This is a genomic window from Moorena sp. SIOASIH (genome assembly GCF_010671925.1).
Classification (GTDB): Bacteria; Cyanobacteriota; Cyanobacteriia; order Cyanobacteriales; family Coleofasciculaceae; genus Moorena.
On the sequence record NZ_JAAHIH010000002.1, the window covers coordinates 1512069 to 1533130 of the forward strand.

Sequence of the window (21062 nt, forward strand, 5' to 3'; positions counted from 1 at the left end):
AGCAATAAATATATCAATTACCCTGCCGTCGCCACCAAGCACGGACTAGTTTAATGTCGTCATAGGAGTAACATTCTCCTAAGTATTCCCGTAATTTTTTCAGATACTGATCACCCACTTTTTCAATGGCTGTAATAATTGGCTCATGGCGTTCCAATGGTACCAGTCGTTTTAAATCCACTGGCTGATTCATTTCAATTAATTGGCTCAAATGATCTATAATAGTTCTGGTAGTATACCCTCGTTGTTGAGCAATTTCCTCTACACTTAACCCTTGTTGATAGAATTGCAGCGTTTTCATATAGGTACTGGAGGGGAGGGGTTCTGGTAGTTTTTGCTCTTGACAAAATGCCCGAATTTCTGAAATAAATTGATCGCCATACTGGGTGACTTTATACTGAGTCACACCGGAAAGTTTGGCAAATTGCTCTAAGGTTTTGGGTTTAAGCTGTGCCATCAGTTTCAGTGTGGAATCAGCAAACACTACATAGGGCGGAATCGATTGGCGGTCAGCTAGCTGTTTCCTTAGTTTCCGCAGTTTCTCTAGCAGAAGCTCCGCTTCAGCTGCTCTGGGGTTAATTTCCCCTAAGGCTTTTTCTACAGGTGACTGGGAAATGGGAACATAAACAGAACGTTGCTTGCGCAGGATTTCCCAACTTAGTTTATTGAGCTTCAGCACGGAGTAGCCATCGGTGGTTTGGTCTACTAATCCCTGGTGCAAAAGCGATCGCACTAGAATTTTCCAAGCCTCTACAGTTCTATCCTTACCAATACCATAGGTAGAGAGTAAGTGATGGCCATACTGCTCAATTTTCTTACTTTTTGAGCCCCGCAACACTTGAATAATGTGGTTCATGCCAAACCGTTCCCGACACCGGGCTACACAAGAGAGGAATTTTTGAGCTTCAATAGTCCAATCTTCTAGTGGCTTAGGATAGCAACAGTTATCACATTTCTCACAATTCCCTGGAAACCGCTCACCAAAGTAGCCCAGCAAAATCCGGCGGCGACAATCTGTGCCTTCTGCGTAGTCAACAATCTGATTTAACTGTTGATAGGCAATCCGTTGTTCCTTGGGATCGGGCTTTTGATCAATCAGATAATGAAGTTTTGAGATATCACTAGCGCTATATAAAACGGTACATGTGGCTGGTTCCCCATCTCGTCCTGCTCGTCCCGATTCCTGGTAATAACTTTCGATGTTACGAGGTAAATCGTAGTGAATCACAAACCGTACATCTGGCTTATTAATTCCCATGCCAAAGGCTACCGTAGCTACGATTACCCGCACATCATCCCGGATAAACCGATTTTGATTGGTTGCCCTAGCTTTATCCGTCATTCCGCCATGGTAAGGTAGGGCAGAAATGCCATCATTCTCTAACCGGAAAGCTACTTCCTCTACAGAACGGCGGCTCGTACAGTAGACAATACCGGAACCTTGGTGAGAACGGATGTGTTGTAATAACTGTTTATAGCTTTGCCGTTGTTTTGGTTGAACGTCGTAGTAAAGGTTAGGACGGTTGAAACTGGCGATGTGAACCTTGGGCTGTCGCAATTCCAGTTGTTGGATAATGTCCTGTTGGACTCGATTAGTAGCAGTAGCGGTCAGCGCCAGCACTGAGCTATTGGGATAGCGGTTACGTAATAGTTTTAGTTGCCGGTATTCTGGGCGGAAATCATGCCCCCATTGTGAGACACAGTGCGCTTCATCAATGGCAAAGGTGGGAATACCGATTTGCGATCGCACTCTATCCAAAAATGGGATAAACTGTTCTGCCAGTAACCGTTCTGGTGATACGTAGAGTAATTTTATCTTACCTTCAAGGATGGCAGCTTCCCGCGATCGCATTTGTTTGAAGCTCAAGGTGCTATTGATAAAGGTAGCCCCAATGCCATTATCTTCCAAAGACGTCACTTGGTCTTGCATCAAGGAAATCAGAGGAGATACCACAACGGTTAAGCCCGGTTTGAGGAGAGCTGGCAGTTGATAGCACAAGGATTTACCACCCCCAGTGGGCATGATAATCAGTAAATCCTGATTTTGCAGCGCCTCTTCAATAATCTGTCGCTGTCCTAAACGGAAACAGTCGTGACCAAAGAAATGTTTAAGGGCATGCTCCAGGGATGGCGACTGTTCCATGGTCGTGAGGGGATTGCGATCGGTTGAGTGTTGGTGATCAGAGTATTAGTTTAAGATATTATCTTATCAAAAGATGACCGCAGGCTCTGCAACAACGCTCCTCAAGTACCAAGATCTAGTAGATCACGTAGCTATCATAAGCTATCATATCTAAAATTTCTCATAGCTATGAGGTACACAGTTTTTTTTTTACTCTTGCCTCTTGCCTCTTGCCTCTTGCCTCTTGCCTCTTACCTTCCCCTCCTGGGAGGGGTTAGGGGTGGGTTCCTCTTGCCTCTTACCTATTGCCTCTTGCCTCTTGCCTGCTCCCTAAAAACCATAAACGTGTACCTCATTAGTATAAAAAATGCTATCAGCCTCTCATACATCTGTAATCAGTCTGGCCTTCCTGAGTAAGAACTGTAAGACAGTCTCTTCTCTAGTAATAATATCTGCCCTACCCTCCATTCCCAACTGGATAGCACACTGCTTATTGCCTTTACCTAGAACAAGGCTTTCTGGAGCAATGGTTACCTGGTAGAAGGCGCTACCCCTGTTTTCCCGTGACGCTGTGATACTATTGCTTTGAAGTGTAGTCGCATCTGGGGCAATCTTGTTGACTACACCATTGAGAGTGCCGTAATCTGGATAAGGGCAAGCAGATACCCTCAACTGTGCTGCTTGATTTATCTCTACTTTACCAATATCACGAGCAGGAACCAACGCTTTAACTAGTAATGACGTGTTACTAGGGGCAATTTGAGCAATTTCTTCCCCATGTTTCACAGTTTGACCAGAATTACGTAGAGCAAGTTGGAAAATAGTACCGTCTTCTGGAGATTTAATTACAGTCTGCCTCAGTTCAATTTCCACTTGTTCCAGTTCACGGGTATCCTGGGACTGCTGGTTCTGAATTTCAATGCGCTGCTGGATCAGGGCTTCCTTTTCTCGGTTTAAAGTAGCTAGGGTGGCTTTCGCGATCGCTTGTTCTTGAGCAATACGCTGTTGAGCGATCGCTACTTCTGCATTACTAGGATTAAGAGCAGCTTGAACCCGTTGCAATCTAGCTCGACGGGCATCAACTGCTTGTTTTTGCTGGTCTATTCTTTGTTTTTGCGCCTCCACCGCTGCTTTTTGCGCCTCCACCGTTTGTTGTTGCTGGTCAACCGCTAATTCAGCTTCCTCTAATTGATTTTGAGACAGAGCTCCTGATGCTGATATGCTCTGATACCGCTTTCGCCTAGATTTAGCCGCCTTTAAAGCCGACTCAGTTGACCTTAAGTTTGCCTGTGTTGATTTTAACTGAGCCACTGCTTGTTGCAACTCCTCTTGGACAAATCTTAAGTTGGCAGCTGCTTCTTCAACTTCAGTCACAGTAGTTAGAAGCCTGTCTTGATATTGCCGACGGCTACGACTAAGTTCCGCCTCAGCAGAGGCAACAGCGAGCTTGGAGCGGTCAGTTTCAGCTACAATCTGGCGATCGAGGGCACGAATCTGGGCATTGATTTGGATCAGTTGCAGCTGTGCTTGTTGCTGATTGTTTTGCAGTTGACTCTTTTTAGTTTGCAAACGGGAGTCATCAATGGTAGCAATCACATCTCCTTTTTGAACCATTTGATTCTCCGCAACCAAAATCTTGATTACCGAACCTTCAACAGGTGCCTGGACCAGACGCAATTCACCAGCGGGACGGAAAATTGCCTGTGCTTTAACAGTTATCTTGTATTTAGTGACACAGGTCAGGGTAACAGCTACCCCCATAGCACCAACCAGAAATAATCCGCCAAGAGTACTCCAACGACTGATTGGGGGTAGAAAATCATTTTCTTGAACTGCGGGTAGAAAATCTGTCTTAGGTGTGCTGACCATAATAGTAATCTGAACTATAGCAATTCTACGACTTGTGAGGTACAGAATTTCTAGATTTTAGGGAACAGCGGATCTGGGAACAGCGGATCTGGGAAGATATAAGAGGGAATAGCGATGCGCTGCATTAAAAGAGGGAATCAACGTCAAAGAAGACTGTACCTCATGAGTTCTAGAAACGCTATATCGTAGTTTTCAATTGGGTGAAGTACTTTGATATTAAATGGGTAACAGCTGATTTTCCTAACACCCTAGACCCGCGCTTACCCACACTCCTTTTGATTTTTTATCCTTTAAGTTAACCCGCCTAAGGAATTAGGAAATCTAAATGATCGCCAGGTTTATTCCGTAAATCTTCCACAAGACCTTGCATTTTCAATTGCCCTTTATCCAACAGCACAATCCAATCAGCACGCTGGATAACTCTGGGTCGATGGCTAATCATAATTGTTGTTTTCCCTTTCCTGTGGTCAAACAAATTATTTAAAACTTCACCCTCACTCACCGGGTCGAGGGCACCAGTAGATTCATCTAGAATTAGTATTGGTGGATCATTAACAATACTTCTGGATAAGGCTAATCTCTGCCGTTGTCCACCCGAAAGATTGGAACCAAATTCTCCTAATATCGTTTGATATTTATCAGGTAAATTCATGATAAATTCGTCAGCTCCCGTAATTTGACAAGCTCTTACAATCTTCTCAAAACTAACCTGGGGATTACCTAAACGGAAGTTTTCTAGAATTGATCGACTCCAAAAGTGGGCATCTTGGGGAACCAGAACTACTTGTTGCCGCAGGCAATCTAGAGAGAGGTCTTGTAGGTTATAAATATCAATACGAATATTACCCGATTGAGGTGGATATAATGCAGCAATTAGTTTAGCTAGGGTGCTTTTACCACAGCCAGACTTGCCAATCAGGGCAATAACTTTACCCCCAGGAATATTGAGACTAAAATCTTTTAAAAGGTTAACCCTACCCGCATGGTTAAAATTTATATTGGTACAAATAATATCTGAATCTTCCGGAATATTGGTATAGGGTTTTTTGGTATCATCTTGAGTTTCTGGTGTAGCATCAATTACCTCATTAAGTCGCTCAGACGCCGTATTAGCACGAACAAATTCATCGACAAAGTTCACTAAAGTAATAATTAATATCGTGACATTACGATTCAGATTGTGAAGTGCCAACAGCTGACCAGTGCTTAATTCATTGTTAATCACTAGGGTGCTGCCAAACCAGAGCAAGATAATGCTACCGACACTGGCAATTAATTTAGAAAATGTATTGTTAACAATTCCAATCTGAATAGTACTGAATCTAACATTTGCTAGGCGACTAAAACGCTGTTGAAATTCTTCCCAAAATTGGGGAGCTGCTGTAATAGTTTTGAGGGTGATAGCACCTTTGAATGTTTCTACCAATACACCTTGATTTTCTGAATCATTTACTAAAACATTACGGGTTTTTTGTTGTAATTTTGGTAGAAAAGCTACCGTAGACAAGGTCATTAAAATAGCGAGAAAACCAGCAAATACCAACAACTTTACACTGTACAACAGCATCAAAACCAAAGAAACCAAGGCCACAAACAGTTGACTGGGCAAACTGATAATAACTTGAGAAACTAACTGGTTAATTACTCCAATATCTCGTAGTCTACTGGCAATTTCGCCGCTCCGGCGGGATTCGTAGTAACCTAAAGGTAAGCGTAAAATTTGTCGTGCGAAGTCTAAGATCAGCCCTAATTCCAGACGTTGGGCAAAGTGGGCAATAAGATTTGATTGGGCTAGCTCCAGGCTGCTGCTAACTAGACTCATGACGATAATAGCCATCACGATTCTGGTCAGCAGTTGGGAATCCCCTCGCAAGAGCACATCATCCGTGAGGATTTGCAGTAAAAAAGGGGTAGTCAGGGCAATCAGACCCACAACGAAATTGAGCAGAATAGTTTGAGCTATGAGATGGCGATAGGGCCAGAAGCGCTTGAGAAAGCGATCCAACCCACCAATTTTATCTTTTTCATCCTCTTGGGCAAAAAAGCGGACTGGATCGGGTTCCAACAGAAGCATTACCCCATTGGGCCATGCTTCTTGGAGCCACTTTTTTTCGAGATACCGGATGCCTACAGCGGGATCAGCGATCACATATTTATTGCCCCGTTTGCCGTATAAAACTACCCAGTGATAGCCCTTCCAGTGGATAATCCCTGGTAGGGGCAGGGATTTTTTGTTGACCGCTTCTAGGGTGGCTTTGACTCCTCTAACATTATTGAAACCCAGGGCATCTGCTCCTTGCCTCAATCCCAATAATGTGGTGCCTTGTCTTCGAGTTCCTACTGCTTCCCGACAACGGCTAATGGTGAAGGTACGACCATAATGTTTAGCAATGGAAGCTAGACAAGCAGCACCACAGTCTTCTTCGCTGTGCTGTAGAACAATCTGGTACTTCATGCTGGTATAGCGCTACGCGCTAGGCAATAGGCAATAGCGATGCAGCGCGGTCTTGGGGAGGCAGTCCGGTCTTGGGGAGGCAGCGCCGCCAAAGGGGGTTTCCCCCATGAGCGACTGCCGTGGTCTCCCCCATGAGCAACTGCCGTGGTTTCCCCCATGAGCGACTGCATCAAGACGGCAATAGGCAATAGTTGACTAGAACAGCTTTTGCTACTTGTATCAATGTCCTAACTTTAATGGGTAGTGCTGTACTTCGGAATTCGGACTAGGGCCTGTTTTCTTGCCTCGGAGATCCCCCATTATCCCCCTTAAAAAAGGGGGACTTTGAGTATGGCTCCCCCCTTTTTTAAGGGGGACTTTGAGTATGGCTCCCCCCTTTTTTAAGGGGGGCTGGGGGGGATCATAATCTTGCGGAAAACTTTGAAAACACGCCCTAGGCGGTAACTGCCTCTCGGGAGGTCTTCCTCTTAAAAGAAACTTCGGCAGTAAATGAACGCTCACCCTCTTCCAAAATACGTTGTTTTTCTGCTTGCAGTTCCGTCAAACGCAGTTGACTCCAGTTAGCGAGTACAGAGTTACCCAGATCGGTAGCTAAACCAGTCAGTCGCTTTACAGGAGAAATAGCCAATGGATCAACATGCACAGCAGCTAGGTAACAATCGCAAGCCATATCCAGTTCACCCAGGGATTGGTAACACTGACCTGCCATAAACCAAGCAACTGCTGTTCCTGGAGGACCAAGCTTGGTTCCTGAACGATACGCCTTTGCTGCCTCCTCAATTCTACCCTGCTTGATTAGGACTTGTCCCAACTCAAGACGATATCTAGGATCTAAAGGATCCCTCTCAACTGCCTGTCGGATGCGCTGCTCAGCTAGATCAAAGTCCCCTAGCCACAGAGCTTCCTTGGTTCGGCTCTCTAAAATAATATTTTGGTTCTCATAGGCTACTATCTGCTGCTCTTCATTCTCACCAATCAAGCTTTCTGCATAGGATTGGCAAAGCTCCATTTCCTGGACGACCTTGTCTTTATCCCGATGTAGCAGGGGAATAAAAACAATAGCACGACAGTAAATGCTCATCAAAAGTTTGTAAGAAAAATCATCCAGGGACGGTTTAATTTCCTGGATTTCTTTGATAAGAACTGAACCCCAAAACTCAGCTTTTGCAACATCTTTGAAGGTTCTTCCATACTCAACCAGAAGCTGGTGAATGGCATTAATCCTAACCCGATCACCAGATGGAGCATGAGTGGCAATGATTTCAAATTCCTCTAGACTGTAAGGTTTGCCAGAATCAATATGTAAAATTAACGTTGACATTGCTCGATAGAAAGCCAGTGCAGCCAGTCGTGAATCACTGGCTATCTCTGCTGCTGACATCTTTGGCACATAGTCTAGAACTGTTCGATGTAGGCATAAGCTGCTCAGAAGATGTATTACCAATAGCTTGGTAACAGGCTTAAGCTCCTGGTAATGGGTCAAGTAGTCACAGAGCGTCTGCCATCGTTCAGTTCTTAACTCATTAGCCAGTTGTAGTGGGTGATCAACTTGGTATTGGGTCATACCAGTCTCTCGGATCACAGATTCCCGAAATGAGGTGGGAAGGCTCACCTGCACCCGATAGGGCACTCGTGTCTCACTGATTAAATGACGGTAACTGAACTCTACTTTATAGAGATGTGGCGATCCCCCATTGATTGGACCTAGATCTAAATATGGTCGATTTAGCCAAGCTATCGGTGAACTGTAGATCGAAGGCATAAATCTATCTCCTCTTTGGGTATTGCTAAGCAGCCCCATCAGCTGGTCCTAGCAACTTGTGTTCACAAGCCAATAAAAAAACTAGTGCAACGGGAGGAACATTTTCCATCAGTGCGCAGATGGGAATATCATCGCTCCCACATCTTCTTTACTGGTGGGTTATTTGTACCCCGTTGCACTAGGGTTCTTAGTTATAGTGATCCGCAATCAGATCAGCCCAAATTATCGGCAGTGCCACGGTTGGCCTAGCCGAAAGGCTTTCACTACTAATTCAGATGCCAGCAGCATCTACCACCACCGGCAATAGTTTCCATTGCTTCAAAGGACAGTTCGGTGATCTCTTCTGTGTTTTCTGTTTGCTCAGTGCGCTCAGTCTGGCTAGAGCTGTTGCGCAGGTCTTCATCTTTTTTAGCATTACGAGTCATCTCAAAATTTGACATTGCATTTCTCCATCATTTACATTGACATTAAACACCTGAAACTGATTGTGAACTTCAGGTGGGGCGTTGCCCTGATTTGGAATGATTGGGAAACCTCGGCAAAAGTTAAATCCCAGTCATTCCTCTCTTTAACAACGACTATATTTAGATTAACTATTCCCAAATAAAAATGTCAATAAAACCGGGATAAAATTTTTATTAATTCTCAGAACTAACTTGCGGATTATAGTAAATTATTTTGCCTTTAAATTGCCAATCTGCCTGAAAACCATTAAAAATCATTACAACCCTTTGACAGTATAGCTTTTATTCAGTAAACCAATATAATTAGCTATGAATAAGTGTTGATTATATTAATCAGCTAAACACCTATTTTTCCTCTTCCCTATTGCCTATTCCCTATTACCTATTGCCTAAAATAAAAAAGATTTGATAATGCGATCGCAATACCAAATCGATCCTGAAACCAAATCCTAATTTAGGATATAGCGCTACCCATTAAGGTGTTTGACATTGATATAGCATTTCTACGACTATAGCAATTCTACGACTTGTGAGGTACAAATTTCTGGTTTTTAGGGAGCAGGGAGCAGGGAGCAGGAACCCACCCCTAACCCCTCCCAGGAGGGGAAGGGAAGAGGGAAGAGGTGAAAAATAATGTGTACCTCATGAGTCCTAGAAACGCTATACAAGCAGCAAAAGCTGTTGTAGTAAACTGTTGCCAATAGCCATGCATGCCTCTTGCCTTGCGCGTAGCGCTATAACACCAAAAAATCCTTAGATCCTCTTGATGCAGTAAACTCCCCCCACGCCCTATTCCTCACCTACGACTAAATCCCACAGCACATCAATACCACTGCCCACATAGTCGGAATCCTGGTGTTGTTCAATCCATTTAATCACAGTAGGCAGAACATGATTAGATGTTTTGCCCAATTTGCCCAAGGCTGAGGCTGCTCTGACACGCATATAAAACTTATCATCCTGAAGCTGTGCTAGTAGGGTGCTGACTACAGTTTCTGAGCTGTTGCCCAATTTGCCCAAGGCTATGGCTGCCCTCACACGCACATAAAACTTATCATCCTGAAGCCCTTTTAGTAGGGCGTTGACTACAGTTTCTGAGCTGTTGCCCAAATTGCCTAAGGCCAAGGCTGTCCACCCACGCACACCACGAGAATTATCATCGTGAAGCTTTTCTAGGAGGGCGTTGACTACGGTTTCTGAGCTGTTACCCAATCTGCCCAAGGCATCGGCTGCCCCTCTACGCACACGAGAATTATCATCGTGAAGCTTTTCTAGGAGGGCGTTGACTACGGTTTCTGAACTGTTGCCCAATTTGCCTAAGGCATAGGCTGCCCCCCCACGCACCTCAGAATGCTCATCGTGAAGCTTTGCTATTAGGGCGCTGACTACGGTTTCTGAGTTGTTACCCAATCTGCCGAAGGCCACGGCTGCCCTGTCACGCACACTAGCATCAGGATCCTGAAGCTTTGCTATTAGGGCGCTGACTACGGTTTCTGAGCTGTTGCCCAATTCGCCCAAGGCTATGGCTACCCTCCAACGCACATCAGAATTCTCATCCTGAAACCTTGCTAAGAGGGCGTTGACTACGGTTTCTGAGCTATTGCCCAATTCGCCTAAGGCATCGGCTGCCCTCACACGCACATAAAACTTATCATCCTTTAGTCGTTCCAGAAATGTTGTAATTACCTGATCCTTTTCCCCTAACTCGTATCGATAGTTAAGCAATCGCCACTCATCAATTCGATTAGATTGCTCTTTCAACAATTCCAATACCTGTGTTTGAAAATCGGTTTCATACAAACTACAAATTATATTAAAAACCTGCTCGTAAACCCTCTCCCCAACCCGCTCCTGACGACTCACTTCCAACTCAAACAACCGCTCCAAAATTTCTTGCACCAATCCACCATCAGCACCACGCAAATTCTTCGGGTCTTCCGCCAAGCAACTACCAGCAAACAACAAATCCCGATGCAACCACTGCTCATAGTTACTGTTATTAGTCAAAACTGCCCGAATTGCTCTTGCTGCCTTTTTCGGTTTTTGTTGTGCTATCAGTAATAGTAACACTTCGCGCCAGTGGGAGTCATGCAAATGCTCCCGAATCTGATTCAAAACAATTTCAAAATCTCCCTCATTATCCGCCTGATAGTCAATCTCTTCAGCACACAAATATTCCTGAAACGTCTTATGAACAAAACCATAACAATTCTGCCCTTGCTCATTCAATAAACCCGTGCGATCGCGAATCAAGGTTACAAATGCTTCTGCTTCTTCTTTAGCTTGATATAACTGCACTTGCTTCAAGGTTTTAATCTGCTGACTCAACTGATCAATCAAATCATCCCGGTCTATAAACGTACCGCTTTCGTTATCTTCAACATTTCCCTGGGTATGAATCCAATAAGCCAACAATTCCATCAATCGCCGCAAATCATACAAATCTAGATACTTAAATATTCCCTGACTGCTGATTTCTTTGTTAGCATCCCAAGAGGTTAACAAAGTCTTGACGGCGCAATTATAAAGCTCAAAGCGTTCTTTGGGCAATACCGCTTGATACCGATGAATCAACGCAATGATTGTCAACAATAACGGATTTCGTGCCAATAGCTTAATCCGGTCATTATCATCCAGAGCCTTTTGTAAACTCTGCTTGCGCCTTTGAGCTTCTGCTTGGTCTTGAAACCTGCTGTTATACCAGTTATCAATAAAAGCGGAAATCTTATTATCATCAAAGGGTTCAATTTGATAGTGGGGAAATTCCTCAGTGCGGAAAAAGTCGCGCCGATAACCAGCAGGGCGAGATGTAATAATAGCGCGATTTCTGTCAAACTGTCCCAAAAAATTCTCGATGCGCCTGACTACATCATTCCGTTTAGCCTCTTCTGCGACTTCATCCAAACCATCTAGCAATATCAACGCCCTACCATCAGACAACCAATGCTCAAAAAATCCTACTGGTAAGGGTTTGACTGACATCGTGTTTTCAGCAAATACCCGAGCATAGTCGATCAGGCTTTTATCGAGATTTATCGCAAAATCTCGCATCCTAATTAAAATCGGTAGCCAGTCCGTATCACCATCTAACCCCAAAATGTCAGGTTTGCTCTGAGCCAACATTACTGCAAAATAACTCATCAAGGTTGTTTTACCAGAGCCTGGCGCACCCAATATCACCACTCGTCTCGACTGACTTTGGCTCAATAACTGCTCAGCCAAGAATTTCCGGCCAGTTGTCTTTGCCAATAGTGCTGTTTCTGACATTTCCCCACTACCAGCTGCTAACCAATCCCGTTCCCAAGCGCCAGCAGTTGATAGGTCTTCCAGCACATCTGGCATTACAAAAATTTGCGCTAACTTCTCCGATTTTTCTACTTCTTGCCCAGGCACAGCAATGCCAGCAAATTTAACATCATCAAACCAGTTAGCTAATTGGTCACAATAATCATGTTTAGCTACCTGAAATTTTATATAAGTATCCGTCTGCTCAAAATAAGCATTAATAAATGTCTCCACCCAAGGCTTGATACTGTCTTGATTCAGTTTAATGTTATGCCCTTCAGCTTGCTGTTGAAATACCGTGCTTAAAATCTCTCGCTCTGGTTTACCTTGATTAAGTAACGGTTTTTGTAATTCGGCCAAAACAGCAGAATTAGTACAATAGTCCCGCAAAAAATTATTAACTCCATTCCAGCCATCCGGTCTAGCGTAATAAAATAAGCGCTGGCTCGGATCCCGTTGTTTTTCCCATTCTTTTACTGCCGCTTCTCCCCCTTTGATTGCCTTGTCTACATCGCTTTTAGTCAGAGCTTGACTTAAGCTATCCCATCCTTGTCCCGAAACAATCTCCAATAACGATTCCCCTATTTTCGGGATTGCCCAACCGGCTAATACTGACAAGGGTTCTATCATTGATATCTAATTCTGTTCTTCAATTACTTCAATTATAGTATAGCCCTGTGCTCAAGGAATCGATAATAGTAAAAAAAACTGTAATACTTTTTTACAATTACTTGGTAAATACTAGAGAAAGCCATGGTAAATAGAAGCCGCTACAGGAACCACCTCCCCCAATATAACCCCTAATACCTAATTCCTAATTATCCATTTTAATCCATAAAAAAAGGCAACGCTAATCCAAAAATAAGCAAAAAAACAAAATACTAATCTAGTTATTTATATATACTACCTGCCGCAAAAAATATTTAAAAAAATGATTGACAAAATAAAAATTTTTTTTTACAATAAAATTGTTCCGAAAATAAACAACAAAAAACATTATGGACATCGAAAACTTTCTACCAAATTTTGAGTATAATCCCAACAATCCTAATCTCCCTGAATTATCTGGCCAAGCCCAGCCAGGACGGGAAGAAATTAAACATATATTGATTGGTTCTGCCAAAACCGTGCGGGTCACAATCTATAACCTTTATAGCCGTGGCTACGCACAAGTTCATGAGTGGAGCACTCCTCAACCTATCGGAAATTCTGGTGAGGTGATCAGTATATTGATTCGATATCTGTTGCTAGATTAAGATAGCAACTTGCCAGGGATGCCAATCCCTGTCTTGATGCAGTCGCTCATGGGGGAAACCACGGCAGTCGCTCATGGGGGAGACCACGGCAGTCGCTCATGGGGGAAACCCCCTTTGGCGGCGCTGCCTCCCCAAGACCGCGCTGCCTCCCCAAGACCGCGCTGCATCGCTGGCGACAGGTCAAAATTCAGGAGAAAGTACGAAGTCTGAAACCTAAGTTGATATGTTGTTGATTTGGTGAACACATAGTCAAAAACCCTAGGGCTCTTGACTATTAAAAGAAATAATTCGGTCAAGCATTGGAATTAACCAGGACTTGACCGAATTTTTTTTGTTGAGGGAACAGGGAACAGGGAACAGGGAACAGGGAATAGGGAGTAGGGAGTAGGGAGCAGAAGGTTAGAGAGATTTTATATATCTGAGTGCGTAAGTCCTGTCATTCTCAAATCAAGACTTAATTGCGACAGTGCAATAGTTTTTTTAAAGTTTCCACGCTTAACACCCTTATCACACCTTGTGATAGTGCAATAGTTTTTTCTAACCACCCTTACCACACTTACTGCACCTTGCGACAGTGCAATAGTTTTTTTAACCTCCCATACCCCCCACACCTCCCCTAGCATCTTCTGCAAAATTGTGTTAAAATAACAATATCGTTAAAGCAATGGTTTTACCGCCATGATGATTTCTACCGCACAAGCTGCTGAATTACTAGGTGTCTCTGCTACTCGCGTCCGTTTTCTTTTGAGCAAGGGCAGAGTCAAAGGAGCGTATAAGGTCGGTAGAACTTGGGTGATTCCCTTATTTGACGGTATGCCAGTGGTCACTCCCGGTACTCGTGGACCAAAGCGGAATTGGTCAAAGCGTACACAGTACACTAAAGCTGTTATCCACGTTAATCAAAAAGTGATTCGCCAAAATCACAACACCGGCGAACGCAATCCCGTGATTACCGTAAAACGCGGCTCTAAAAATATTTACGGTCATACTGTCGAAGTCAATGGCCCTTGTCGGGTCATGTATCGCCCAGATAATCCCCTACACTGTGGAGCACGGGTATGGATTGAGACGATTTCTGATTTTAAAGTTAGCTGAGCCAGGTCTAAGCTATTACTTATAGCGCTACGCCCTAGGAGGGAATAGCGATCAGTCATGCATGGTGCAAACCACACCACTTGCTCCCCACACTTGACAACACTTGCAACACTTACAACACTTACAACCCTGCTCCCTGCTCCCTCATATCCACAATGATTCAAGCCTTACCCAAACCAGTAACATTTGATCAATTTATTGATTGGTATCCAGTCAATTCAGAAAGGCGCTACGAACTGCATGATGGGGTAATTGTCGAGATGCCAAAACCAACGGGAATGCATTCAGAGGTAGCCGGGTTTATAGGAGGTGAACTGTTTTTAGAAATTCGACGCTGTCAATTGCCTTACTTTATTCCCAAAGAATGCGTGATCAAACCACAAACAGAGTCTGGGTATGAACCAGATGTAATCGTTTTAGACAAGCAAAGGGTTACCGATAGCGAACCACGCTGGGAAAAAGAATCCATTATCACACGGGGGTCTTCTGTTCGTTTAGTTGTAGAAGTGGTTTCAACAAACTGGAGTGACGATTACGCTTTAAAACTGGAAGATTACGAGTCTTTCGGAATTGCTGAATATTGGATTGTTGATTATTTAGGTTTAGGCGGTAGGCGATTTATTGGCAATCCTAAACAACCTACTTTATCAGTGTACCAATTGATAGATGGCGAATATCACGTTAGTCAGTTCCGAGGAGCTAACCGTATCTTATCGCCAACCTTTCCAGAGTTAAGGTTAAATGCTGAACAGGTTTTTCAAGCGGTCAGTTAATCAGCAGTATAGCAGTTATCAATTGGGTGAGGTAAAGAGTCCTGGGTTAATGGGAGTAGGGAGTAGGGAGTAGGGAGTAGGGAGTAGGGGTAATAAAATTGAATGTACCTCATAACTATCAGAAACCCTATGGCATTTTTAATTGAGATGCCATATAGGCTTGAGCTAAACAGGGAATAGGGAATAGTAGGAAAGAGATGCGATGGTGCGATCGCGTGATCGCGTAGCGTGGCCTTAGGCAAATCCCATTGGCATTAACTGTTGTGGATATGGATCCGATCACTGTAGTGCGTTCGCGTAGGGGCTGTTTGCTGAGCATCCCATTGGCATTAACCGTTGTGTCTACCCATCCGACACTATGATGCTTACCCCCTGTTCCCTGTTCCCTGTTCCCTGTTCCCTGTTGCCCATTAGGATTAACGGTTCTGCTTAAGCAGTTAACTTAATATTGTAACAATTTAAATTTAAGATTAGGTTAATTAAAGGTAAAATCAGGTGGACATTGGGAGTATAGATAGTGATTGAGATGCTCAAAGTAGGAACCTTAGTTCGAGTCCTTTATCCTGAGTATGTTGCGGGTCTTTCGGGTCGTATTGAAGCACGGGAAGAATCCGGTCGTTGGATAGTCAGATTAGAGGAAAATCCATTTGAGCAGAATGATCAACCATTTATACTATCTCTAGATGAGTCAGACTTTGAAGTGATTAAGCCTCCTTCATCCTAGTTAAGCTAGTGATCAGATTTTCCATCTCGACAAACCATGAAACACCAGATAAGTATCAATGAATTCAAAGAGAACGTCAAAGCTGACTTTAACACCAGACCAAACTATGATCAAGGAAGCTTTCACCCTCGGCTAGCCAATCGTCTAGTAGAACTATCCCACCTGAAAACTGGACAACGAATTCTAGATATTGCTACCGGCACAGGTTTAGTAGCAATTCTTGCAGCCAAAATTGTCGGTGCTTCTGGAGCTGTTGTCGGTGTAGATATTTCCTCAGGCATGCTCAATCTAGCCCAACGAAAAGTTAAAGCCGAAGGTCTCAACAACATCGAATTTCTAGAAGCAGATGCCGAAAATTTCAACTTCCAAGATAATAGTTTCGATAGGATTCTATGTTCTTCAGCCATTGTATACTTAACAGATATCCCTGCTGCTTTACGCCAGTGGTATCGCTTCCTAAAACCAGGAGGATTAGTCGGATTTTCCTGTTTTGCCGCAAACGCCTTCCCCACAGGGGGTCTGTTTCGAGAAAAAGCACGAGACTATGGCATTGTAATTCCTAATCCCAATGGACCCCTTGGTAGTCCCGAGAAATGTCACCAGCTACTCACCGAAGCAGGTTTTCAAGACATCAACGTCAAAACTGAGCAATTTGGTTCCTACAGCAGTGATACTCAAACAGTAGCAGCAAACTCTTGGCGGGGAAACTCAAAGAGTGCCTTTGGCGCGGAAATTTTCCAGCTTTCTCCAGATAAATTAGCACAATTCAAAAATGAATTCTTTGCAGCCGTTGAGCAATTATCCACAGCAAAAGGCATTTGGATAGATATTACAACGTTTTTTGTTTTCGCCAGGAAATCGGTTCCATTTTCTATTATTAAATAATCCCTAGACGTAAGCATTCAGCTATCAGCTATCAGCTATCAGCTATCAGCTATCAGCTATCAGCTATCAGCTATCAGCTAATGGGCTAAGTCCCAGCGTCGAAGCCGGTGCCACCACAGGCTAGAAGCCTGTGCCACCTTGAGGTGCTTTTGAATAAAATAAGCTGACTGCTGACTGCTGACTGCTGACTGCTGACTGCTTACCTTACGTTTTTACAGGTTAAACCTTATACTATTGCTATTACTTATTGTTCTTTAGTTATTGTTCTTTAGTTATTGTTCTTTTTGTTCTTCCTCCACCACTCGTATTGATTCTGTAGCACCTTCTACTGAGTAGCCTGAAAATTTAGCCAATTGCTCTAAAGACAGCATACCTGGGAAAAACCGACCATTAATTTCCCAAGTTGGAAAGGCTCTGATCTTCGCTTCAATACAGAGGTTAGTTTGGGACGTTTCAGCCCTTGGGTCACATTCAATATAATTAATCTGCTTAAATGCTTCACCAAACATTTGCTTCTGCTTTTGGCAATAGGGACACCAGTAAGCGCCATACATTTTAGCACCAATTTTTTTTAAATGACCAGATAAAGAGGTGGCTGAAGGGGTAACTGGGAGTTCAGGAGCAGGAGATTCTAGGGTTAGTGTTGTCGGGGTAGGGGGTGAGGGTTCTCCTAAAGACGATTCGGCAGCTACTGTCAGTAGGGCAAGACTAGAAATCATCCAGACAGTCTTATTTAAACTACGGATAAATATCCATGGGAGTTTAATGCTAGGTTTGGCATTCATAGTTTGTAGGGGATATATTGGAATTATCCAGGGAATTAATCACTTCTTTACCGTTTTAACCTGATCTTCTCTGAAACTACCAAATCTTTATTAACCTCTCTACTGTCTTTGTTTACCAGGCTCCCAGCACATTAGCGGGCAAGCATATAGCGTTGATCATAGTAATAAGGTAAACAGGATTGTTTCCCACTTCCGAAGTTCTCTACTCCCTACTCCCTACTCCCTACTCTCTACTCCCTCCCTAAAACCTAGGACAAGGTACCTCAACCAATTCAAAACTGATAAGCGTGTTTATAAATCAGATGTAAACCTGTATGGTCTTTTTTTATTATCCAATAAAACTCCGGATCTCTTTCCCCTCTAGCATGCATGCCTCTTGCCTTTTGCCTTTTAAAGCAATACCTGTGTTTACAACCCATATAAAAACGGGCTTATAACATTGCCATACCCCTGAAGCTGAACGCGCACGCGTGCGCGTAGCGCATATGCTTACTTTTCTGGAATTCACCTCAGCATCAGTGAATTATCTAATAACTAATCATCACTCTTTTTCATAAACAGGCAACTATGGTCAAACGTTTGCTTACCAAAGACATGCTCGACTTTGACGCTCCAGATCAGGTCAAGGATGTTATCCAAGCTCAAGGGCGTCCACCGGAAACAGACCCTACTCTGGGTATCCGTCCGGAATTAAGTATTGAAGTCAACCAACAGCCAGGCACTCCCCGACATCGACTGGTCACCATTGGTGATTCCCTCAGCCACGGCGTCCAGAATGGAGCAATTTTTAACACTGACCTATCCTATCCCATGATGATTGGTCAAGAAATGGGTTGGGAAGAACACCTGCGCCGTCCAAGCCAATATGGTGAATTGGGTGGATTGCCCCTGAATCTGGAGTATTTAGTTCGGCACTTAGAGCGACAGTTTGGTGACCAGATACAGTGGTGGGAATTAGGACCGGCCCTGTTTTCAATCCGCCAATTTATGGATGACTTAGAAGATTATTGGGAACGGGGTCCTGGTTGGCAAGGGGGCGTTGGCTCTACTGTTGCTATGAACCAAGAGATTAACCACAATCTCGCTATTTATGGGTGGAATCTAAAAGACATTATCTCTCATGACGCAGATACTCTGAGAAAGGCAATCCAGGCACCAACGGATGATCTATTGCGGCAAATTGTTGAGAATGCTAACGAACATGGGGCATTGAGGGTTTTGGACTCCGCACGGGATTCAGAGGGTAAAGCACTTACCCCAGTCCAAGCTGCCGTGGCACTAGGGCAAGAAGGAAGTTTAGAAAACGGTCAGGGAGATGGTATTGAAAGCCTCATGGTCATGATTGGGGCGAATAATGCCATGGGCAGCATTGCTCAACTACAGGTCAGATGGAGTTGCGATCGCGATTCAAATTCACCACAGCCCAATCAGCGACCTACGGTCTGGTGTCCGGAAGATTTCAAAGCTGAATTGGATCAAGTAGTGGAGCAAATCAAGCAAATTAAAGCTCGCCATGTCATTTGGGCTACAGTTCCCCATGTCACCATTGCGCCCATTGGTCGTGGAGTAGGAGATAAAATGGCTACTGGCTCGCGATACTTCCCCTACTACACCCGTCCTTGGATTAGCGACGAAGATTTCGACCCCAACCGTGACCTCCACATTACCGGACAACAAGCCCGAGCAATTGATAGCGTCATTGACCAGTACAACGAATATATTGCTGATGCTGTAGGTCAGGCTCGAAAAGAAGGTCGAGATTGGTATTTATTTGAATTAGCAGGATTACTGGATTGCTTAGCTTATCGACGTTATATTGAAGACCCCGACGCCAGACCAGATTGGTGGACTCCCTATCAGCTACCACCCGAACTGGAAGCTCTTTCACCAGTACCAGATACTCGCTTTTTTAGATCCGATGCCACTGGTCGCACCAGCGGTGGTTTCTTCACCCTAGATGGCATTCATCCCACTACCATTGGCTACGGTATTGTTGCTCAAGAATTGATCAATCTTATGCAGCAACAAGCTGGTGTCAAGTTTTATGGCAAAGACGGTTCCACAAAGCGTCATGATCCAGTCAAGATCAATTTCCAGCGCCTGATTGCTCTAGATACCCTGATTTCCGATCCACCGAAATCTTTATCGAGTAGTCTGAAATGGCTCGATTGGCTCGATCAGAACTTGCAGATTTTCCAGCGCTTACTAAGAAAGGGGAATTGAAGAATGAAGAATTTAGAATGAAGAATTGAGAATTGAGAATTTAGAATGAAGAATGAAGAATGAAGAAATTATAAGTTCTCAATTATAAGTTCTCAATTCTCAATTCAACTAGGGATTAAACTAGTGATTAAGTTAAAGGCGAATAATTTAGCAATTTATCCAATTGATGGGTTGAATCAATTGGATAAATTGCTAAGATTCCTTAAAAATATCTAAGTATGGAGCGTAAGCAAAAACGCGATTACGTTTTTGCCCGGTAATTTCTTGTAAAAGACCAACATCACACAGATTATTAACTAATTTGTTGGCATTAGGATATGTGCGTTGAATAATTTCTTGAACATGTTCAATAGTGATCATTGGTTGAAAATAAAGGCGATCCAGCAGCACTATAGCCTGTCCAGCTCGGTTCCCCATCTTATTCAGGAGTAGTTGATGATGTTCCTCTTTCATGGTGACTATCTTGCGGGCAGTAGCGGACGCTTCTTGAGCGACTTCGTAAACACCACGCAGAAAGAACTTTAGCCAGCCTTCCCAGTTGCCACTATCTCTGACAGCCTGAAGTCGGTCATAGTATTCAGAGCGATATTTCTTGAAATAGTAAGAAATATATAAAAGCGGGCGCTTGAGTATATTCTGCTCACATAGAAGAAATGTAATTAGTAGACGCCCCGTTCTGCCATTGCCGTCAAGAAAAGGGTGAACTGTCTCGAACTGAGCATGAGCCAATCCAATTTTTAGCAAAGCGGGAATTGGTTTTGAATCATGCAAAAACTTTTCTAGATTATCTAAAGCTTGTTTCATTTCATGGGGTGGAGGTGGAACGTAAGTAGCATTTTTGAGGGAACATCCTTCCGGACCAATCCAATTCTGGCTACTACGAAACTCACCTGGATCTCGCTCAGAACCTCGCACTCCTTGCATTAACTTCTGGTGTATTTCCCGAATCAGGCGCAAACACACAGGTAAATGGTTCAAGCGCTCAAGACCGTGGTTAATAGCAGCGATATAGTTAACCACCTCAGCCACTTCTTGAGGATTATCTGGTTCGAGTGTTTGGGATTCAAATTCCAGAACATCTATCAAAGATGCCTGTGTTCCCTCAATCTGACTCGACAAAACCGCTTCTTTGCGAACATACATAAACACAAATAGGTCAGGGTTAGGCAGAGCATCTGTTGATCCATCTAGCCTACCCAATGCACGATCCGCCTGAGATAGAAGCTGCAACATCTCGTCATCCATAATGATGTCAGACACAGGCGGCAACGGATTCGGTATGAAAGCTTTATATCCACTAAGCTGATCCACATACTGGCCTGCTCTGTTAGCGCTAACCATTATTATCGCTTTCGTTAATACTG

Annotated in this window: 18 protein-coding genes; 8 read left to right on the plus strand and 10 right to left on the minus strand. The window is 43.7% G+C overall.

The annotated features are described in order from the left end of the window. Positions 1-13 precede the first annotated feature (13 nt). Entirely contained in the window at positions 14-2143 is a 2130-nt protein-coding gene (gene recQ, locus F6J90_RS14320) for a DNA helicase RecQ (RefSeq protein ID WP_293094363.1), read from the minus strand. A 168-nt stretch (positions 2144-2311) separates the two neighbouring features. On the opposite strand from recQ, the gene F6J90_RS14325 reads away from it, so the two are divergent. Next, a complete protein-coding gene (locus F6J90_RS14325; RefSeq protein ID WP_293094366.1) occupies positions 2312-2539 on the plus strand; it encodes a hypothetical protein in 228 nt (75 codons plus the stop codon). Here the strand turns inward: F6J90_RS14325 and F6J90_RS14330 are convergent. The 6 genes from F6J90_RS14330 to F6J90_RS14355 all read right to left on the minus strand — a co-directional run bounded on the left by F6J90_RS14330 (position 2504) and on the right by F6J90_RS14355 (position 12587). Next, positions 2504-3991, minus strand: a complete 1488-nt coding sequence (locus F6J90_RS14330) for an HlyD family efflux transporter periplasmic adaptor subunit (RefSeq protein WP_293094368.1) — start codon at positions 3989-3991, stop codon at positions 2504-2506. The genes F6J90_RS14325 and F6J90_RS14330 overlap by 36 nt on opposite strands. Before the next feature lie 304 nt (positions 3992-4295). Continuing rightward, positions 4296-6446: a peptidase domain-containing ABC transporter gene (locus F6J90_RS14335; protein WP_293094370.1), complete on the minus strand. Its 2151-nt coding sequence runs from the start codon at positions 6444-6446 to the stop codon at positions 4296-4298. Then, a complete protein-coding gene (locus tag F6J90_RS14340; RefSeq protein ID WP_293094373.1) occupies positions 6443-6604 on the minus strand; it encodes a hypothetical protein in 162 nt (53 codons plus the stop codon). Before F6J90_RS14340 ends, F6J90_RS14335 begins: the two co-directional genes overlap by 4 nt. A 275-nt stretch (positions 6605-6879) precedes the next feature. Beyond that, positions 6880-8208 carry a tetratricopeptide repeat protein gene (locus tag F6J90_RS14345; protein WP_293094376.1) on the minus strand — a complete coding sequence of 443 codons (1329 nt, stop codon included), beginning with the start codon at positions 8206-8208 and terminating at the stop codon, positions 6880-6882. Positions 8209-8474: 266 nt separating this feature from the next. After that, the gene (locus F6J90_RS14350) at positions 8475-8648 is read right to left on the minus strand and encodes a hypothetical protein (protein ID WP_293094379.1); all 174 of its coding nucleotides are present in this window, start codon (positions 8646-8648) and stop codon (positions 8475-8477) included. Positions 8649-9461: 813 nt separating this feature from the next. Continuing rightward, positions 9462-12587, minus strand: a complete 3126-nt coding sequence (locus F6J90_RS14355; protein WP_293094382.1) for a HEAT repeat domain-containing protein — start codon at positions 12585-12587, stop codon at positions 9462-9464. A gap of 368 nt (positions 12588-12955) precedes the next feature. On the opposite strand from F6J90_RS14355, the gene F6J90_RS14360 reads away from it, so the two are divergent. The 4 genes from F6J90_RS14360 to F6J90_RS14375 all read left to right on the plus strand — a co-directional run bounded on the left by F6J90_RS14360 (position 12956) and on the right by F6J90_RS14375 (position 15081). Beyond that, on the plus strand, positions 12956-13213 hold the full coding sequence (locus tag F6J90_RS14360; protein WP_293094384.1) for a hypothetical protein: 258 nt from the start codon (positions 12956-12958) through the stop codon (positions 13211-13213). 48 nt (positions 13214-13261) lie between these two features. After that, positions 13262-13423, plus strand: a complete 162-nt coding sequence (locus F6J90_RS14365) for a hypothetical protein (RefSeq protein WP_293094386.1) — start codon at positions 13262-13264, stop codon at positions 13421-13423. 468 nt (positions 13424-13891) lie between these two features. Then, positions 13892-14308 carry a helix-turn-helix domain-containing protein gene (locus tag F6J90_RS14370; RefSeq protein WP_293094388.1) on the plus strand — a complete coding sequence of 139 codons (417 nt, stop codon included), beginning with the start codon at positions 13892-13894 and terminating at the stop codon, positions 14306-14308. 155 nt (positions 14309-14463) lie between these two features. Next, positions 14464-15081: a Uma2 family endonuclease gene (locus F6J90_RS14375; RefSeq protein WP_293094896.1), complete on the plus strand. Its 618-nt coding sequence runs from the start codon at positions 14464-14466 to the stop codon at positions 15079-15081. A 127-nt stretch (positions 15082-15208) separates the two neighbouring features. On the opposite strand, the gene F6J90_RS14380 is transcribed toward F6J90_RS14375, so the two are convergent. Beyond that, a complete protein-coding gene (locus F6J90_RS14380; protein WP_293094390.1) occupies positions 15209-15400 on the minus strand; it encodes a hypothetical protein in 192 nt (63 codons plus the stop codon). Positions 15401-15607: 207 nt separating this feature from the next. Between F6J90_RS14380 and F6J90_RS14385 the strand changes: the two genes are divergently transcribed. Together F6J90_RS14385 and F6J90_RS14390 are read left to right on the plus strand one after the other, a co-directional pair. Further along, on the plus strand, positions 15608-15805 hold the full coding sequence (locus F6J90_RS14385) for a hypothetical protein (protein WP_293094392.1): 198 nt from the start codon (positions 15608-15610) through the stop codon (positions 15803-15805). 36 nt (positions 15806-15841) lie between these two features. Then, on the plus strand, positions 15842-16690 hold the full coding sequence (locus F6J90_RS14390; RefSeq protein ID WP_293094395.1) for a class I SAM-dependent methyltransferase: 849 nt from the start codon (positions 15842-15844) through the stop codon (positions 16688-16690). Positions 16691-16962: 272 nt separating this feature from the next. On the opposite strand, the gene F6J90_RS14395 is transcribed toward F6J90_RS14390, so the two are convergent. Continuing rightward, positions 16963-17475 (minus strand): hypothetical protein, encoded by a 513-nt coding sequence (locus tag F6J90_RS14395; RefSeq protein WP_293094398.1) that lies wholly within the window; start codon positions 17473-17475, stop codon positions 16963-16965. A gap of 567 nt (positions 17476-18042) precedes the next feature. On the opposite strand from F6J90_RS14395, the gene F6J90_RS14400 reads away from it, so the two are divergent. Further along, entirely contained in the window at positions 18043-19698 is a 1656-nt protein-coding gene (locus F6J90_RS14400; RefSeq protein WP_293094401.1) for a hypothetical protein, read from the plus strand. A gap of 192 nt (positions 19699-19890) precedes the next feature. Here the strand turns inward: F6J90_RS14400 and F6J90_RS14405 are convergent, their stop codons facing one another. Next, positions 19891-21009 (minus strand): Fic family protein, encoded by a 1119-nt coding sequence (locus F6J90_RS14405; protein ID WP_293094404.1) that lies wholly within the window; start codon positions 21007-21009, stop codon positions 19891-19893. Positions 21010-21062 lie beyond the last annotated feature (53 nt).

What these genes read in the sequence shown, in the direction of transcription:
- F6J90_RS14365 (WP_293094386.1), top strand. Translation starts at nt 13,262, where the DNA reads ATGGGGGAAACCACGGCAGTCGCTCATGGGGGAGACCACGGCAGTCGC.
- F6J90_RS14370 (WP_293094388.1), top strand. Translation starts at nt 13,892, where the DNA reads ATGATGATTTCTACCGCACAAGCTGCTGAATTACTAGGTGTCTCTGCT.
- recQ (WP_293094363.1), bottom strand. Translation starts at nt 2,143, where the DNA reads ATGGAACAGTCGCCATCCCTGGAGCATGCCCTTAAACATTTCTTTGGT.
- F6J90_RS14335 (WP_293094370.1), bottom strand. Translation starts at nt 6,446, where the DNA reads ATGAAGTACCAGATTGTTCTACAGCACAGCGAAGAAGACTGTGGTGCT.
- F6J90_RS14340 (WP_293094373.1), bottom strand. Translation starts at nt 6,604, where the DNA reads ATGGGGGAAACCACGGCAGTTGCTCATGGGGGAGACCACGGCAGTCGC.
- F6J90_RS14385 (WP_293094392.1), top strand. Translation starts at nt 15,608, where the DNA reads ATGCTCAAAGTAGGAACCTTAGTTCGAGTCCTTTATCCTGAGTATGTT.
- F6J90_RS14330 (WP_293094368.1), bottom strand. Translation starts at nt 3,991, where the DNA reads ATGGTCAGCACACCTAAGACAGATTTTCTACCCGCAGTTCAAGAAAAT.
- F6J90_RS14375 (WP_293094896.1), top strand. Translation starts at nt 14,464, where the DNA reads ATGATTCAAGCCTTACCCAAACCAGTAACATTTGATCAATTTATTGAT.
- F6J90_RS14395 (WP_293094398.1), bottom strand. Translation starts at nt 17,475, where the DNA reads ATGAATGCCAAACCTAGCATTAAACTCCCATGGATATTTATCCGTAGT.
- F6J90_RS14350 (WP_293094379.1), bottom strand. Translation starts at nt 8,648, where the DNA reads ATGTCAAATTTTGAGATGACTCGTAATGCTAAAAAAGATGAAGACCTG.
- F6J90_RS14360 (WP_293094384.1), top strand. Translation starts at nt 12,956, where the DNA reads ATGGACATCGAAAACTTTCTACCAAATTTTGAGTATAATCCCAACAAT.
- F6J90_RS14390 (WP_293094395.1), top strand. Translation starts at nt 15,842, where the DNA reads ATGAAACACCAGATAAGTATCAATGAATTCAAAGAGAACGTCAAAGCT.
- F6J90_RS14355 (WP_293094382.1), bottom strand. Translation starts at nt 12,587, where the DNA reads ATGATAGAACCCTTGTCAGTATTAGCCGGTTGGGCAATCCCGAAAATA.
- F6J90_RS14380 (WP_293094390.1), bottom strand. Translation starts at nt 15,400, where the DNA reads ATGCTCAGCAAACAGCCCCTACGCGAACGCACTACAGTGATCGGATCC.
- F6J90_RS14400 (WP_293094401.1), top strand. Translation starts at nt 18,043, where the DNA reads ATGGTCAAACGTTTGCTTACCAAAGACATGCTCGACTTTGACGCTCCA.
- F6J90_RS14345 (WP_293094376.1), bottom strand. Translation starts at nt 8,208, where the DNA reads ATGCCTTCGATCTACAGTTCACCGATAGCTTGGCTAAATCGACCATAT.
- F6J90_RS14325 (WP_293094366.1), top strand. Translation starts at nt 2,312, where the DNA reads ATGAGGTACACAGTTTTTTTTTTACTCTTGCCTCTTGCCTCTTGCCTC.